Origin of the sequence: Streptomyces sp. Z423-1 (genome assembly GCF_013009255.1) — a bacterium.
Lineage (GTDB): Bacteria > Actinomycetota > Actinomycetes > Streptomycetales > Streptomycetaceae > Streptomyces > Streptomyces gossypiisoli.
On the sequence record NZ_CP053109.1, the window covers coordinates 5,425,811 to 5,441,002 of the forward strand.

The 15,192-nt window shown below is 70.8% G+C and carries 10 protein-coding genes and 1 pseudogene; 6 read left to right on the top strand and 5 right to left on the bottom strand.

Annotated features, from left to right (window positions below; translation table 11 throughout):
* Nucleotides 1–171: 171 nt before the first annotated feature.
* The 4 genes from HJD23_RS24360 (at nt 172) to HJD23_RS24375 (ending at nt 7,720) form a co-directional block, all read left to right on the top strand.
* The gene (locus HJD23_RS24360; RefSeq protein ID WP_171119015.1) at nt 172–3,117 is read left to right on the top strand and encodes a lantibiotic dehydratase; all 2,946 of its coding nucleotides are present in this window, start codon (nt 172–174) and stop codon (nt 3,115–3,117) included.
* Complete coding sequence (locus HJD23_RS24365) at nt 3,114–4,382, top strand: lanthionine synthetase C family protein (RefSeq protein ID WP_171116582.1); 1,269 nt, start codon at nt 3,114–3,116, stop codon at nt 4,380–4,382. Before HJD23_RS24360 ends, HJD23_RS24365 begins: the two co-directional genes overlap by 4 nt.
* Nucleotides 4,383–4,406: 24 nt before the next feature.
* A complete protein-coding gene (fxlM, locus tag HJD23_RS24370) occupies nt 4,407–6,497 on the top strand; it encodes a methyltransferase, FxLD system (protein ID WP_171116583.1) in 2,091 nt (696 codons plus the stop codon).
* Between the two features lie 86 nt (nt 6,498–6,583).
* Nucleotides 6,584–7,720: a hypothetical protein gene (locus HJD23_RS24375; RefSeq protein WP_171116585.1), complete on the top strand. Its 1,137-nt coding sequence runs from the start codon at nt 6,584–6,586 to the stop codon at nt 7,718–7,720.
* Between the two features lie 112 nt (nt 7,721–7,832).
* On the opposite strand, the pseudogene HJD23_RS24380 reads toward HJD23_RS24375, so the two are convergent.
* From HJD23_RS24380 to HJD23_RS24400, 5 genes and pseudogenes are all read right to left on the bottom strand, one after another.
* Nucleotides 7,833–9,541 (bottom strand): annotated as a pseudogene (locus tag HJD23_RS24380) (mobilization protein).
* Nucleotides 9,538–10,152 (bottom strand): plasmid mobilization relaxosome protein MobC, encoded by a 615-nt coding sequence (gene mobC / locus HJD23_RS24385; RefSeq protein ID WP_171119017.1) that lies wholly within the window; start codon nt 10,150–10,152, stop codon nt 9,538–9,540. Before mobC ends, HJD23_RS24380 begins: the two are co-directional and overlap by 4 nt.
* 215 nt (nt 10,153–10,367) lie before the next feature.
* Nucleotides 10,368–11,267, bottom strand: a complete 900-nt coding sequence (locus tag HJD23_RS24390; RefSeq protein ID WP_171116588.1) for a DUF2637 domain-containing protein — start codon at nt 11,265–11,267, stop codon at nt 10,368–10,370.
* Nucleotides 11,268–11,471: 204 nt separating this feature from the next.
* Entirely contained in the window at nt 11,472–12,749 is a 1,278-nt protein-coding gene (locus HJD23_RS24395) for a DUF3631 domain-containing protein (RefSeq protein ID WP_171116589.1), read from the bottom strand.
* A gap of 136 nt (nt 12,750–12,885) precedes the next feature.
* Nucleotides 12,886–13,128 (bottom strand): helix-turn-helix domain-containing protein, encoded by a 243-nt coding sequence (locus HJD23_RS24400; protein ID WP_171116591.1) that lies wholly within the window; start codon nt 13,126–13,128, stop codon nt 12,886–12,888.
* A 511-nt stretch (nt 13,129–13,639) separates the two neighbouring features.
* Between HJD23_RS24400 and HJD23_RS24405 the strand changes: the two genes are divergently transcribed.
* Both HJD23_RS24405 and HJD23_RS24410 read left to right on the top strand, forming a co-directional pair.
* The gene (locus HJD23_RS24405) at nt 13,640–13,921 is read left to right on the top strand and encodes a helix-turn-helix transcriptional regulator (protein WP_171116593.1); all 282 of its coding nucleotides are present in this window, start codon (nt 13,640–13,642) and stop codon (nt 13,919–13,921) included.
* A gap of 54 nt (nt 13,922–13,975) precedes the next feature.
* Nucleotides 13,976–15,160 (top strand): site-specific integrase, encoded by a 1,185-nt coding sequence (locus HJD23_RS24410; protein ID WP_240980800.1) that lies wholly within the window; start codon nt 13,976–13,978, stop codon nt 15,158–15,160.
* Nucleotides 15,161–15,192: the final 32 nt, after the last annotated feature.

Consider the following 15,192-nt stretch of genomic DNA (forward strand, 5'->3'; position numbering starts at 1 on the left):
CCAGCCGCCCGTCCCTCATCTACGGAGGTAGTGGTGGCTGCTCCGCTCGCAGCATTCCGAACCGGCACGACCGCGCTCGTACGAGCCGTTGCCCGGCCGACACTGCCGTGTCCTCTGCTCCCTGACCTCGACGATCGCTCTCCCAACGGGTCCGCCACCTGTGCCGCCTGGCTGCGCGAGGTCTGGGCGAACGGCGTCCTCGCCGAAGCCCTGGAATACGCCAGTCCAGTCCTGGCCGCGCAGGTACGGACCGTGTGCACGGCCGATGAGCCGTCAACGCGCGACGTCCTGCGTACGGCACTATCCGTGGCCCGCTACCTGCTGCGCTCCCAGCACCGGGCGACGCCGTTCGGGCTCTTCGCCGGTGTGACCACCGCCGAGTTCGGTCGACAGGCACGCGCGGACTGGGGTGTGGAACACGTGGCTGTCGGCCATGCGGGCGCAGAGTGGTTGTCCGCCGTCGTCGAGCGGCTGGAGTCCTGCCCAGCCCTCCTCGAACGGCTGCCTGTGGTCGTCAACAACACCGTGACGAGCCGCGGCGACCGGCTCATCGTGCCGTTTCAATCCGACGCCCAGGACGATCGGACTCGCGCGGTTGAGGCGTCCCTGGCCTTGACCGAGCCCGTGCGCGCGGTCCTCGCCGCGACGAGGGCCCCGATCCCGGTCGCGGCCCTCGCGGACAAGCTCCAGGCGGAGTTCCCCGAGGCCGGGCCGGAGAAGGTGCGCCGGCTGCTGGTGGAGCTGATCCAGCGGCGTGTGCTGATCACGAGCTTGCACGCACCCAGCACCGAGACCGACGCCCTCGGGTATCTGCTCGATCAGCTCGACGCGATCGACGCCGGCACCCTCCTTCCGGTCGAGGAGACGGTGCGCGAGCTGCGGGCGATCCGGACTGGCTTCAATGAGTGCACTTCGCGCGGCGGGCGGGACAGCGTCGCAGCGCGGATGAGGGCACTCGTGCCGGGCCTGCGCCGCCACCCTGTCGCGCTCGACCTGCGCCTGGACGCGCAGCTCGTACTGCCGGACGCGGTCGCCCGCGAGGTCGAGCGCGCCGCCCTCCTCCTGACCCGAGTCAGCGCCCGCCCGTACGGCACCGCGGCGTGGGGCGCGTACCACCAGCGGTTCTACGAGCGGTACGGCATCGGCACGATGGTGCCGCTCCAGGAGGCCGTCGCGGACAGTGGCACCGGCTATCCCGACGGCTACCCGGGCACCCCGCCCGGCGCCCATCGACCTCGCGTCTCCGCTCGGGATGAAGCCCTCGTACGGCTGGCGCAGGCCGCCGTGCTCGGTGGCCGCGACGAGGTGGTCCTCACCGAGGAGTTGATCGACGCCCTGGACGTAGGGCCCGACGAACCCCGGGTGCCGCCGCACCTGGAGGTGGGGGTGCGGGTCCACGCGGCCAGCGTGGGCGAGTTGCAGCGGGGGCGGTTCAGGCTGGAGATCGTGAGCGTGTCTCGCGGCGTCGGCGTCTCCACAGGTCGGTTCCTCAGCGTCCTGGACCCCGCCGACCGTGAGGTCTTGGCCGCCGAGCTGGCTGACCTTCCGACCGCCGACAGCAACACCGTGCCGACGCAGCTTTCCTTTCCGCCACTCCTGCCCGAGAGCGCCCACGTCACTCGGGCCCTGCGAGTCCTGCCCACCCTGATCAGCCTCCAGGAACACCGAGCCCCCGCCGACGATGTCCTCACACCTGCGGACCTGGCGGTGGGGTGCGACGGCCGCCGCATGTACCTGGCCGCCGCCGAGCGCGGCCAGCGCATCGAGGCCGTCGGGATGCACGCGCTGAACCTCCACACGCACACTCCGCCGCTGGTGCGATTCCTCACCGAGTTGTCCCGCGCTCAATGCGCGCAGGTCACCGTGTTCGACTGGGGCGCCGCAGCGGCGATGCCGTTCCTGCCGCGCCTGCGGTACGGGCGCACGGTGCTTGCCCCGGCCCGCTGGCGGCTGGAGGCGACCGAGCTGCCAGGCCGCTCACGCCCTCGGGCCGCATGGGACGCCGCCCTCACCGACTGGCGGGCCCGGCGGCGGCTACCTCGGTGGGTCTACCTCGTTGAGGACGACCGGCGTCTCTTCCTTGACCTCGACGAGGCCGGCCACCGGACGCTGCTGCGCCAGCACCTCGACCGAGTGGGCCTGGCCGTGCTCGTCGAGGCGGCGGAACCGGGGGCGTTCGGTTGGTGCGACGGCCGCGCCCACGAGGTAGTGGTGCCGCTCAAGGCGACCCGGCCGCCGGTGTGGCCGACGCTGCCCGCCCCCACCCCGGCTCGCGCCCTCTCCACGGCCCAGATGCAGACCCCGGCCGCCTCGTCGGTGCTACTGGCGACCCTGTACGGAGACGCTCGCCGCCAGGACACCCTGCTTGCCCGCCACTTGCCCGATCTCCTCGAACGTCTCGGTGGACCGCCGTGGTGGTTCATCCGCTTCCGCGACCCCGAGCAGCACTTGCGCCTGCGCATCGCGCTCCCCACTCCGGAGGCATTCGCCGAGACGACCCGAACAGTGAGCGCGTGGGCCGACGAGCTGCGCGGCGCCGGTCTGCTGGCGGACTTGCGGTACCCCACCTCCTACCGTGAGATGGGCCGCTGGGGATCCGGCACCGCATGGGACGCGGCCGAGGAAGTGTTCCGGGCGGATTCGCGCGCCATCCTGTCCCAGCTCTCGCAGCCGCGGCGCCCGCACCATCGCACGCTCGTAGCCGCACACACCGTCTCCATCGCCTCCGCGTTCCTCGGCAGCACGCAAGCCGGGATGCGCTGGCTGATCGACCACATCCCGCCCACAGCCCCCGCACCCGTACCGCGACCGCTGTTCACCGACGCTGTACGCCTCGCCGACCCAGGCAGCGACTGGGAGGCGCTGCGCGGCGCCCCCGGAGGAGCGGCGATCGTTTCGGCGTGGGCCGATCGCGACGCGGCGCTCGCCGCCTACCGGCGGCACCTGCCAGGGCCCCACACGCAGGGCATCGCCCTCGACGACGTCCTGACCTCGCTGCTTCACGTCCACTTCGTACGGCACGTCGCGGTGAACTTCCCCGAAGAAGAGGTCTGCCTCTACCTCGCTCGTGCTGCCGCCCTGGCCTGGACCGCCCGCACCACTGGGAGGACACCGTGACCGCACAGGCTGCGCTGGACCTGGTAGATGCCGTCGCCGAGCAGCTCGCCGACCCCCACACGCCGTACGTTGGGCCAGCGGTCTCTCATCGGCAGCACCTTGCCTATGGCTTGCCTGGCATCGCACTCCTGCACATCGAGCGGGCTGCCGCCGGCCTCGGACCGTGGCAGCGCGCCCACGACTGGCTCGTCGCCGCCTCCCGCGAACCGCTCACCAGCGGCCCCGACAGCCACCCCTTCTACGGGGCGCCCGCCTTCGCGCATGCTCTGGCATGCGCCGCCGATCACCTGCCCGGCGCCTATCAGCGCGCCCTTGACACTCTCGACCGACAAATGGCTGACGACGTGAGCCGCCGCGTTGACGCCGCACACCGCCGCATCGACGCCGGACTCCTCCCAGCGCTCGCGGAGTTCGACACCATTCGCGGCCTGACCGGCTACGGCGCCTACCTCCTGCACCGCAACCCCCGCACCCCCGCCCTGCTCGCCGTACTCGACTACTGCGTACGCCTCACCCAACCGATCACCCACGACGGCGAGAACTTGCCCGGCTGGTGGACGGACACAGGGCCCTCGGGCCGCCCGGACGACCGTTTTCGAGGCGGACACGCCAACAACGGCATGGCGCACGGCATCGGCGGCGTGCTCGCGCTGCTGGCGCTCGCCGCCAGGCAGGGCACCTTCGTCGACTGCCACGATGATGCACTGGGCCGGATCCTGGTGTGGCTGGACCGATGGCAAGAGGACACCGGCCGAGGCCCGGCGTGGCCGTACTGGGTCACCCGGGACGAGCTGCGCACCGGCCGCCTCACCCCGTCCGCACCGCGGCGTCCGTCATGGTGCTACGGCACCGCCGGCCTCGCCCGCGCCCAGCAACTCGCCGCGCTCGCCCTCGGCGACACCCGCCGCCAGGTCGACGCCGAGAACGCGCTCGTGGCCGCCCTCACCGACCCGGCCCAGCTCAAGGCCACGACGGACAACGCCCTATGCCACGGCTTCGCCGGCCTCGCCCACGTCGCGGCCCGTGCGGCGGACGACGCTCACCCCTCGGCCGTCGGACAGCTCCGCGCGACGATCCCGGCACTCCTGGCCGCAGTCCACCCGCCGGGCACCGACCCCGTACACGCCGCCACGACGATCATGCAGGACGAGAAGCGCGGCCCCGGCCTCCTCGACGGCGCAGCCGGTATCGCCCTGGCCCTCCTCGCGCCCAGCACCGCCGCATCGCCCCGATCCGCCTGGGACGCCTGCCTGCTCATCGCCTGACCCCATCGACCGAAGGACACCCGCATGCCCCCGGACCGCTCCGACCGCTGGCAGCAACACAACATCACCTTCGCTGACCGTGAGAGCGCCCAGCGCGCCATCGCCGAACGCATCGCCCCTGCCCTACTCGCGGCCGAAGCGGACGGGCAGCTCACCGGCTGGTGGTTCATGAACAAGCAGCCCTGGCCGCTCCGGTACCGCGCTGATGAGCCATCACCCGTCGTCGAAGCGCTGCTGAGCGACCTCGTCCAGGACGGCACGGCCGTGTCCTGGCTGCCCTACATCTACGAACCTGAGACCGATGCCTTCGGCGGGACCGAGGCCATGGATGCCGCACACGAGCTGTTCCACCAGGACAGCCGCCACCTGCTCACCTACCAGCCTGGCCACGAGAACCTCGGGCGCCGGGAAACCGCCGTGCTGCTGGCGAGCGCGATGATGCGGGCGGCCGACCTGGACTGGTTCGAGCAGGGCGACGTGTGGGCGAAGGTCGCCGCACTCCGGCCGGCGACTGGCCACCTGCCCTCCGAGCGGACCGCCGGACTGGCACGTGCGATGCGAAAGCTGATGACCGTAGACGCCCACGGCCTGTATCGCCCGAGCGGCCCGCTGGCCGGGCATGACGGGTGGGTGGCCGCCTTCGAACGGGCGGGTGCCGCGCTGGCTTCCCTCGCCCATTGTGGTGCCCTCACTCGCGGTCTGCGAGCCGTCATTGCCCACCACGTGATCTTCCACTCCAACCGCGCCGGTCTCCTCAGGGAGGACCAGAGCGCCATGTCCAACATCGCACGAGAGGTAGTCATGGGAACGAGTGACAACACCGCGTCGCCCGCCGAGGCAACGGCCGACGCCGATAGCGTCAGCGCGGTGAACACCGACACGATCACCACCCCCACGGCGGACGCCGAGCGCCTCCGCAACGCCCTGGTCGACCAGCTCCGTGCGGACGGACACGCCCGTACACCCGCCGTCGAGAATGCGCTGCGGACCGTCCCCCGCCACGTGTTCGTGCCCGACGCGTCGCTCGAAGACGCCTACGCCAATCAACCGGTGCACATCAAGTACGACACCGACGGCACCTCGATCTCCTGCGCCTCCCAGCCGGGCGTCGTCGCCCTGATGCTCGACCAGCTCGACGCCCAGCCCGGCGAGCGCATCCTCGAACTCGGCGCCGGCACCGGCTACAACGCCGGCCTGCTCGCCCACCTGGTCGGCGAGAGCGGACACGTGACCACGCTCGACGTCGACGACGACCTCGTAGAGGGCGCCCGCGCGCACCTCGCCGCCGCCGGGATCACCGACGTCAAGGCGGTGACCCGCGACGGGGCCCTCGGCTACGCCGAAGGAGCGCCGTACGACCGGATCATTGCCACCGTGGGCGCGCATGGCGTGCCGCACGCGTGGTTGCAGCAGCTTGCCCCCGGCGGCCGACTCCTCGTCCCCCAGCGCCTCAAAGGCACAGTCTCCCGCTCCATCGCCTACGAGCAGCGCGACGGCCGATGGGTGTCCCTCGGCAGCGAGATGAACACCTTCATGCCGCTCCGTCGGGGCATCGCCGACGACGACCGCCGCGTCATCCCGCTCAGCACGGACGGCACCGTACGACTGCAGGCCCCAGCCGGGCAGAACATCGACGCCGAGGCCCTCGCTGGCGTCCTGGACCAGCCGCGCACCGAGGAGTGGACCGGCATGATGGTCCGCGCCATGGAGTCGCCCGAGTGGATGGAACTCTTCGTCACCTGCTCCCTCCCCTCCGGCCTGATCCGGATGCTATTCCCCCGGAGCGCCAAGGGCACTCTGCTCACGGAGGACCCCTACCCCTCGTCGACCGCGGCCGTCGACAAAGGCGCCGTCACCTACCTGGCGCGACGCTTGTCGGAGCGGAAGACGCCTGAGGGCGGCAAGCTGTGGGAGTTCGGTGTCATCGGGCACGGTCCCGGCAGCGACGAGCTGGCCGCGAACGTCGCCGATGCCATCCGCACCTGGGACCGGGAGTACCGCGACCGTGAGGCCACGTTCGAAATCCAGCCCCTCGACGCGCCCGCCATCGAGCAGCGCCCCGGCCTCTTCGCTCTCGACACCCCGCTGAACCGCATCGTCGTCGACTGGCAGTGACGCCCCACATGTACAGACGGTGCCCGTCGGCGTACGGCTGGCGGGCACCGTCGTCTTCGTAGTTCGCACTCACGCCGGGGGAACTCATGGACCCACACGGACCCATAGCCCAGCGCTTCCCGCTCGTCGCCCGATTCCGGCCCGCTTGTCTGCCCCTGCCCGAACGCGTGGGCGGCCTCGTCGAACTCGCCGACATGGCGGTGAAGAAGAGCGACCAAGGGCTCGCATCCGCCGTCTACAACCAGGCCGCGCTCATCGCCTCCGATCTCGGCCTCCCCGACCTCGCCCGCGAGATGTGCCACCAGCACGCCGCCGCCTACCTCCACGCCTGCCCCCTGCCCGGCATGAGCGCAATCCGGGGCCTGGAACCGGTCGTCAACCTCGCACGCCTCCAGATCCGTGCCGGCCGCGCGGACGAGGGACGTCAGCGACTACTCGACCTGTACGAGGCCGTCGAGGCGGGCACAGCCGCCCAGTTCGAGGGCGTCGCCGTACCGGCGGACCTCGCTGCGACGGACGAGGACCGCCACGAGGTCCGCGCATGGCTGTGGCGCGTGCTCCTCGCCGACGGCACACGCACCCTCACCACCACGGGACGATGGGCCGAGGCCCTGACGCACAACGAAGCCCACCGCGGTGTGGGCAAGCGGATGCTCGACGGGCGCCAAGTTGCCGTACTTGCCGCCCTCGTTGCGGGTGACAAGGAACGGGCCGCTGTTCTCCTCGCCGACACGATGCCCGGCGATCCGTGGGAGCAAGCCGTCACGGCATGCCTGACAGTCCTGTGCCGCCGCGACGCCGGGCAGCCGGTCGACCGCCACCTGGCGGACCTGGTGACGGCCTACTCCGCGCGGGAGACCGAACCGGGGATGACCGTCTTCGACATCCGTCTGGGACTTGTCGTCCTCGACGCGATCGGTTCCGCCGAGGTGTCGGCCGCGCGCCACATCGTCGAGGACCTCCACCGCAGGACGACGGACGCCCAGGACGGCTACGCGGCTCGCGAGACCCTGGCGCACCCTCTGTTCACCGCGATCGCTACGGACCGGCAAGCGCTGGACTGCCGCGCTCTGGTGGATGCCTGCGCCCTCGGAGCAGGGGTCATGCCGGATGAGCTGCAAGGAGAACTGGCGTCGGCTTTGCGCGCCAGTGACAGCGTGATCCGGACGAGTCTCGCGAGGCCATTCGATCCCGGACGCACACCCCCTGTGGAGAGATCCTGATGAGCGTGCGAGCCGGGAGTTCGTCGTGCGGCTGCGGTACTGGCTGGGCGCCGTGAGCCCGGTGATCGGCGAGACCACGCAGCGCGCTCCCACGTTGCCCGTGGAGTCATGATCAGCGGTGCCGTGCTTTCGGCGGCTGCGGAGCGGGGGCGGCGGCTGCTTGGTGGACAGGAGCGTTGGGGCGCTGTGCTGCGCTGTCAGCCCATGCTGCGCTGCGGGCCTGTGCGGCGCGGGCTTGTGCGCTGGGTGCCGGCCGTGCGCTGAGGCGTTGGATGCGCCAGGTCAGGACCCGTGCGGGGCGGCGGGCGTCGTCCAGAGCGCGCTGGTCGGCCGCATGCATAAGGAGCTGTTCCGGGTCGTGTCCGGCTGCTTCGGCTTCGGCGAGGATGGCGGTGAGGGCGTCGAAGGCGGTGTCTTCGATGACCTGCTCCGCGTGGTCTGGCACGGCTCGGTGTATCTGGCGGATGTGTCGGTCCACGGTCTGCTGGGGTGGGCGGCGCTGGGCGAGGGCGGCCAGGGGTGCGGCTGCTGCCTGCTCGTAGGCGGCCTGGAGGTGGAGCAGGGTCTGCTGGGCGGCGGCGACCTGCTGGTTGTGGTGGCGGAGCTGGTGCCAGCGGGCGGCGGCGATGGCGACGAGGATCCCAGCGTCGAGGAACATCGCCAGGGCGGCGCCGTCCCTCGGGGCGGGCTCGCAGAGCATGGCGCGGACGGCGCCGCGCAGTGCGCGGGCGTGGTGGTGTTCGGCTTGGATGCGGGAGCGGGTGGCGCGCTCGAATGCAGTCGCTGCTTCTCGGAGTTGGGGGCGCAGGGCCTGGGGCGCGAGGAGGGGAAGGGCGTCGAGGGCTTCACCGAAGGCGGCGAGGTGACCCTGGGACGCTTCGTCGTCGGCTTGGTCGAGGCGGTGGGGGATACGCTCGGTGGCGGCCGTGGCCTGGTGCCAGGGGTCGGGCCTGCGCCGGCCCGGCTGGTCGGCGGGCTGCGCTTCGATGTTCGCCAGGCGTTCTTGGATCTTGGGGAAGGACAGGTCCGGAGCGAGTTTGGAGCCGGAGTACCAGACGGGGCCGTTGGCCTCGTCATCGAGGGCGACCTTGTAGCCGCGTACGTCGCCGGAGGGGAAGTACACGATCTCGACGAGCACGCCGTCAATGTGGCGGAGCAGGTCGACGAACTCCTCCATGCTGGAGGCGGCGGCCACGGCGGTGCGCACGGTGGCGCGCAGCCGCTCAGGGGCGGTCTTGTCCTGGCCGGCGCGGCGGGCCTTCTCCTGCTCGGCGCGGGTGGGGCGCTTGGCGGCCGTGCGGTCCCCACGCACCACTTGGAACAAGCCGTATTCCTTCTCGACGGCGGCGAGTTCGCGGTCTGCGGTGAGGTAGTCGTTCCAGTGGCGGGCGGTGCGCAGGTCCGCGCGGACCTTGGTGGCGGCGATGTGGATGTGGTCGCGGGCGTGGCGGACGGCGACCCAGCGGCATCCGTCCGGATCACCGTCCGGCGCGATGCTGGTGGCGGCGACGACGCGGCGGGCGATGTCGGCCCACTCCTCGTCGCTGAGGATGCGGTCTTCGGGCGCGGCGCGGATCGAGCAATGCCACACATGCCGCTGGGGCGCGCGGCCGAGCCGCCGGGCCTGCTTGACGTGCAGGTCGAGGTCGGCCACGAGGAGCCTCCTGGTGGCGTCGAAGTCGTCGGCGCGGCCGGGGTCGGGGGCGAAGCCGTCCCAGGAGGCGACCAGGTGCGGGTCGGTGTGGTCCTGGCCCTCTTCGTGTCGAACAGGTACCGGATCAGGCCCGCGGTCTCCTTGCCGCTGCTGATCTTCGCGATCACTGGGCCACCTTCTTGGAGACAGCTTCGTTCGCGGCTGTGGCGATGTGGCGGACGGTGGCGCCGACCATTGTCAGGGTGGCCTCGGCTTGAGCCAGGAGAGCGGTGTCCACAGGGTGTGGATGGCCACCTGAGTTGAGCTTCTTGGCGATCTGGTTGATGTTGTGGCCGATCTTGGCAACCTCGCCACGCAGGGCGGTCAGCTCGTCGATGTAGTCGTCAAGCGGGGTCCGTTGGCCGGGCAGAGCGAGGTCGCCGTGGACGTGGGCCATGACGACGGCGCCGACGTAGTGGGCGCCGGCGATGTTCAGCGACCGGGCCATGGCGAGGATCTCGGCTTTCTCGTTGACGCTGTAGCGGGCGTCGACACGTTCCTTGCGCTGGCCGTTCGGGTCGGGCTTGCGGCGTCGGGCGACACGGTGCAGCGCGGCGGCTTCGGCAGCACGCGGCAACTGCGGCGCGGCGGCAGCAGCGGTGCCTGCGGGCTGTTCCCCCTCGGGCACCCCCTGGTGCCCGAGCGCCTCCGCCACCCCCGGGGCGGAGGCATCCCCGTTGAGGCCGTCCTTGGACGGTCCAGCGGGATACCTTGCTGGCGCGTGGGTGGCTGGGATGATCGTCGTCTCCTGGTGGGCGGCGGGGAACTTGTGATGCCGGTTGTGCACGAGGTGGTTCTCCACGGGTGTTGGTGACTGGCTGCCCGGTCAGGCTGATGGGGTTGGTAGTGATGCCGGGTCGGCTTGGTGCAGGCCGGTCACTCGTCCCCGCGCTGACCTGCACGGGGACGAGTGATGCGAGTCGTGCGCTAAACCGGTGGCAGCCGCGCAGGGGCTCAGAGGGCGCCAGCGCGGGACTTGTCGGGTTCGGCCTGCCGCTGCGAGGCGGCCTCGTCGAGTTCGGCCTGCAGGGCGTCCTTTATTGCTTCCGCGTCGGCCTTGCTGAGCGGGAGGCCCCTGCTGCGGATCGTCGCTTCGATGTGGCGGCGTGAGGCACGGCCTCCGCGTCCCAGTGGGGCGGTGCGGGCGATGGCGAGCAGTTCGTCGGGCACCGTGCGAGGCTTACGGCCTTCCGGCTCGGCGGCAGGCTGCGGCGGGGCCGGCACATGGGCGGCACCCTGCGCCACCTCGGCGGCACCCCACGCCACGTTGGCCTGCCGGGTCGCCACGTCGAGATGTATTGGCTCCCGCTGACCGGAGTCGTCTTCGGTGAGGGCAGCGGGTTGGGCGTCGTTGTGGCTGCGGTCGGTGGGGTTGTGGCGTTCGGTGGCGTCGGCGCCCTGGGCGTGCGGTGTGGGGTGGCGTCGGATGACGAGGTAGAGGTGGACGGCGCCGGCCAGGGCGAGCGGGGCGAGGGCGGACAGGGCGCCGACGGTGACGTTGTCCAGGTGCAGGCCGTTGGGGCGGGTCTGTTGGTTGAGGCGGATGGCGTGCAGGGCGTTGGCCCCGATGCTGACCCCGGTGGCCAGGCCGACGAGTGTGCCTACGTACAGCCGTGACCGGAGCGGGGCGGTGCGCAGCATGAGCTGGGCACCGATGCCGATGGCGATGAAGCCGTCGATCACGAGCGGGAAGGTGTAGGTGAGCAGTCCGCGGATGTGGATGGCGACGGCCATCTGGCGCAGCGCGTCGTAGGAGAGGGCGAAGGCCACTGTGGCGAGCAGGGCGATGCCGTAGCGGATCGCGTCAGCACCCGGTATGGCGGAGGGCGCGGTGGTGGCGGTGCGGGAGGTCAAGCGCAGGCACTCCAGGTGAGACTCGGGCGGCGGCCACAGGCGCGGGAAGGGGGCCGCCGTGAGGGGCGGTGACTCGTACCACTCGTTGCGTGCCTGGTCAGAGCAGGTACGAGTGGTCTGGTGATGTCGAGACGACTCGTTGCGGGCTTGTCACTCGTCCCCGCGCTGACCTGGGCGGGGACGAGTGTGACGAGTCGAGTCGGGTCAGCCTGCAGTGCCGGGAAGAGGCTCGGCAGGCGGCTGGGCGGGCCCGGCCGAAGGCGACGGTTCGGGGCAGTAGCGGGCCCAGGTGTCGAGGAATTGGTTGCGGGCGAAGCCCTTGGCCTGGGTGCCGTCGGGGAAGCGGCGGTTGGCCGAGCTGATGCCGTAGGGCTTCAGCAGCAGTTGCAGGCCACGCGGGGTCAGGCCGCTGGCGCCATACTCGGCCCAGGGCGCTTCCTTGTCCGCGTTGAGGGACTCCAGCAGGCGCTTGGTGCTCAGCACGGCCGGATCGTTCTCGGCGGCGAAGGCCCGGCGGATGCCGACCAGGAGGCGGGTGCGCAGCCCGCCCTCCTCGTCCTGCCCGACCTCGTAATCGGTCATGGTGCGGCAGGCGGTGCGGGCCAGTGCGGGCCATTCGCCCCCGGCAAGGTCGGCGATGATCACCAGAGGTTCCCAGGTGTCCGCCGCGCGGTCCTCGACCGGCATGGGCGGCTCCATCTCCAGCGCCTGCGCGTACAGCGGCCTGAGCCAGGCGGCCAGCCGGTCGCGGATCGCGTGCAGGGCTGGGGTGTCACGGGTGGTGCGGAAGGCCGCGACCTTCTCACCCGCCGCGCGGCGTCGCATCCGGACGACCACCGACCGGTCCATCACCGTGTCGGGCAGGTCATCGATCCCGGCGAGCGCTGCCATGGCGAAGGTGGGGAACGCGGTGGGCTTGTGCTCGGGCCCGGACACGCGCAGGGTGGGGCGGTTGCGCTGGTGGCCGGCGTTGATCAGGCCGCGCAAGTCCTCGTTTCGCTCCGCCGCCTTGGGGGTGCCGAAGAGGGTGTCGGCCTCGTCGACCAGAAGGGTGGGCGGGTCCTCGTCGGTGATCGAGCGGAAGATCGCCGCCGGACTGGCGTTGACCGTGATCAGGGGGCTGCACACGGTCTCGGTCACCACGTCCAGCAACCGCGACTTCCCGCACCGCTTCTCCGGAGCCACGATCGCCAGCCGCGGCGCGTGCTGCCAGGCGCGCTGCAGGTGCGTCGCCGCGATCCACAGCGTGACGGCGGTGAGGGCCTCCTCGCTCGGCATCACCACATACCGCTTCACCTGCGCCCGCAGGTCGGCCAGAATCCGCGTTCCCTCGGGCACGGATAGTGCTGAGGGCCGGTCGTCGCGGTCTCCGTCAGCGGGAGGAGCGGCGAGGATGGCCAGCTGGCCGGGGATGGCGACGACCGGCGGCAGGGCGGGCGTCGAGGATGCTGTGTGGGTTGTGGAGGGCGTAGGTTCGTCCACAGGCGTTCCTCCCTGGTGGGCCGGACGGGCAAGGCCCGGCCCACCGGTTCGATGGTTCAAGGGCGATGGGGCAGGGACTCTGCGGCTCTCGGCGGTGGCTCGCGGAGAGCCGTTTCGCTGTCCCGGCAGGGCGGGGTCACACCGCGAGGTCGTACGCGGACTGGGAGTTCACCCAGGCGTCCACCTCGCTCCAGCGGTAGCGCAGGTGACGGCCGACCTTGTGCACGTTGGGGCCGATGCCCCGGTACTTCCACTGGTAGAGGGTCTTCACCGGCACCCCGAGGTAGACGGCGACCTCGGCCGGGGTGGCCAGCGGGCCGCGCTCGGCGGTAGCGGCGGTGGTGCCGCGGGTCGTGCGGCGGGGAGAAGGGTTCGGCACAGGGCTCCTTTTCGGTCTTGGACAGCGGGCCTGGACAACACAGCCACACCTCGGGCGAAGAAGTCCAGAGTTAGTTCAAGAAGTCTGTAGTAATTCCTTCGGTGTGGCCGGTGGGGGCCATAACAGTAAGGGCCGATCTCCGGTTACCGAAATCGCTCTCGGTAGCCCGGAATTCCTCGGGCAGACCCTGGGTGCAGAGGTATACCTCACGACCCTGCCGTCGCGTTCCGAACGACCGCGCCATTGAACGGCGACTGGCATCGCCACAGCTCGGTGCACTACAGAGAGGCGACACATCTCCTACAGCCCGCCGCCGGACACTCAATCCGATACTTGCTCAAATCGCCCATCTCGTACGCGCCGAGGGAAGTTAGCACGGCACCTCCGCGAAATGAAATGCCGCGCACCTTGGAGCACTGAGACGAGGGCCACTCTGGCCCCGGGCAACCTCTTTGGGATTTGTGAGCTAACTCTTGCCATAACGCCCGGATGCGAGTTACAGCTACACGTCATGGCAACTCGACCTGTCGAAATTGGCCCCGCCGGCCTCCACACCGCCCGCGCCATCGAGCACGTCCGTCTCGCGCGCGGCCTGACCCAGCACCAGCTCGCCGCCCGCTGCGCCGCACTGGGCCGCCCGATGACCAACACCGCTCTCAGCCGCACCGAGCGCGCCCGCCGCCGCTGCGACATCGACGACCTGATCGCAATCGCCGCCGCACTCGGCGTCCCTCCCGCGAACCTGCTCCTGCCGCTCGCGTTGGCAACCGATGCTGACCGGAGGGGGCGCTAGTTGGCGCGCGTTTGGATTGAGGACCGCATTGGGCACACGGCGTACGTACGAGCTGTGGCCGAGGCCAAGCGGGTGGGCCGTACGCCGCCGGGGCGCTACCGCGTGCGCTGGTACGACCCTGACGGCAAGCCGAAGATGAAGACCCTGGCCCGCAAGGTCGACGCCGAAGCCGAGCGGCTGAGGATGGAAACCCGCCTGAACGACGGCTCCTACCGCGATCCGGCTGCCGCACGCGTGAAGTTCGCCGAGGTGGCGGACTCCTGGCTGGCCGCCCAGCTCCACCTCAAGCGCTCAACCCGCAACCGATACCGGGGCGTTCTCGACGTCCATGTGATCCCGAAGTGGGGCACCACCCCGCTGGACCGCATCAACTTCGAGGACATCGCCGAGTGGCTCGCGGCCATGCTGTCCGGCGAGGCGGCCGGTGGCCGGAAGCTCAGCCCGCGTTCGGTCCGCAAGGCGTACGTCGTCCTCAGTCGCGTCCTCGGCTACGCGGTCAAGTCCCGTCGCCTGGCAGTAAATCCGGCCGTCGGTGTTCCCCTGCCGAAGGCGGTGCCGGCTGACCACGTCTACCTCGATGACATGCAGGTCGACGCGCTGGCGAACGCGGCAGGCGCCTACCGGGTGTTCATCCTGCTGCTGGCCTACACTGGCCTGCGCTGGGGCGAGGCGTCCGCGCTGAAGGTGGGACGGGTGGACCTCGACGCCTGCCGAGCGCACATCGTCGAGGCGTACGGTGAGGACAACGGCAAGCTTTACCTCGACACCCCGAAGAACCACGAGCGCCGGTCCGTGCCCATCCCGAAGTTCCTCGCCGAAGAGTTGAAGCTCCACATCGAGGGGCGGAGCGACGGTGAGCTCCTCTTCACCGCCCCGCAGGGCGGCCCGCTGCGGGCTCGCAACTTCCGCCAGCGGTTCTTCGCGCCGGCGGTCGTCAAGGCCGGGCTGGGCCACCTCAAGGTGACCCCGCACAAGCTGCGCCACACGGCGGCCTCGCTCGCCATCGCCAGCGGCGCGGACGTCAACGTCGTACAGACGATGCTGGGCCACAAGGCAGCGACCCTGACGCTGGACACGTACGGACACCTCTTCCCGGACCGCCTCGACGAGGTGTCCAAGAAGATGCACAAGCGCCGTGCCAAGCAGCTGGCCAAGGCGAAGGCCAAGCTGGAGAAGGCCGAGCGGAAGGCTCGCGAGGCCGCCGAGGCGGTGGCTGCTCTGGAGGAAGATGCCGCGTGATGTGTGCCTGATCCGTGCCGGGGAGCCGTAAC

What these genes read in the sequence shown, in the direction of transcription:
- fxlM (WP_171116583.1), top strand. Translation starts at nt 4,407, where the DNA reads ATGCCCCCGGACCGCTCCGACCGCTGGCAGCAACACAACATCACCTTC.
- HJD23_RS24375 (WP_171116585.1), top strand. Translation starts at nt 6,584, where the DNA reads ATGGACCCACACGGACCCATAGCCCAGCGCTTCCCGCTCGTCGCCCGA.
- HJD23_RS24405 (WP_171116593.1), top strand. Translation starts at nt 13,640, where the DNA reads ATGGCAACTCGACCTGTCGAAATTGGCCCCGCCGGCCTCCACACCGCC.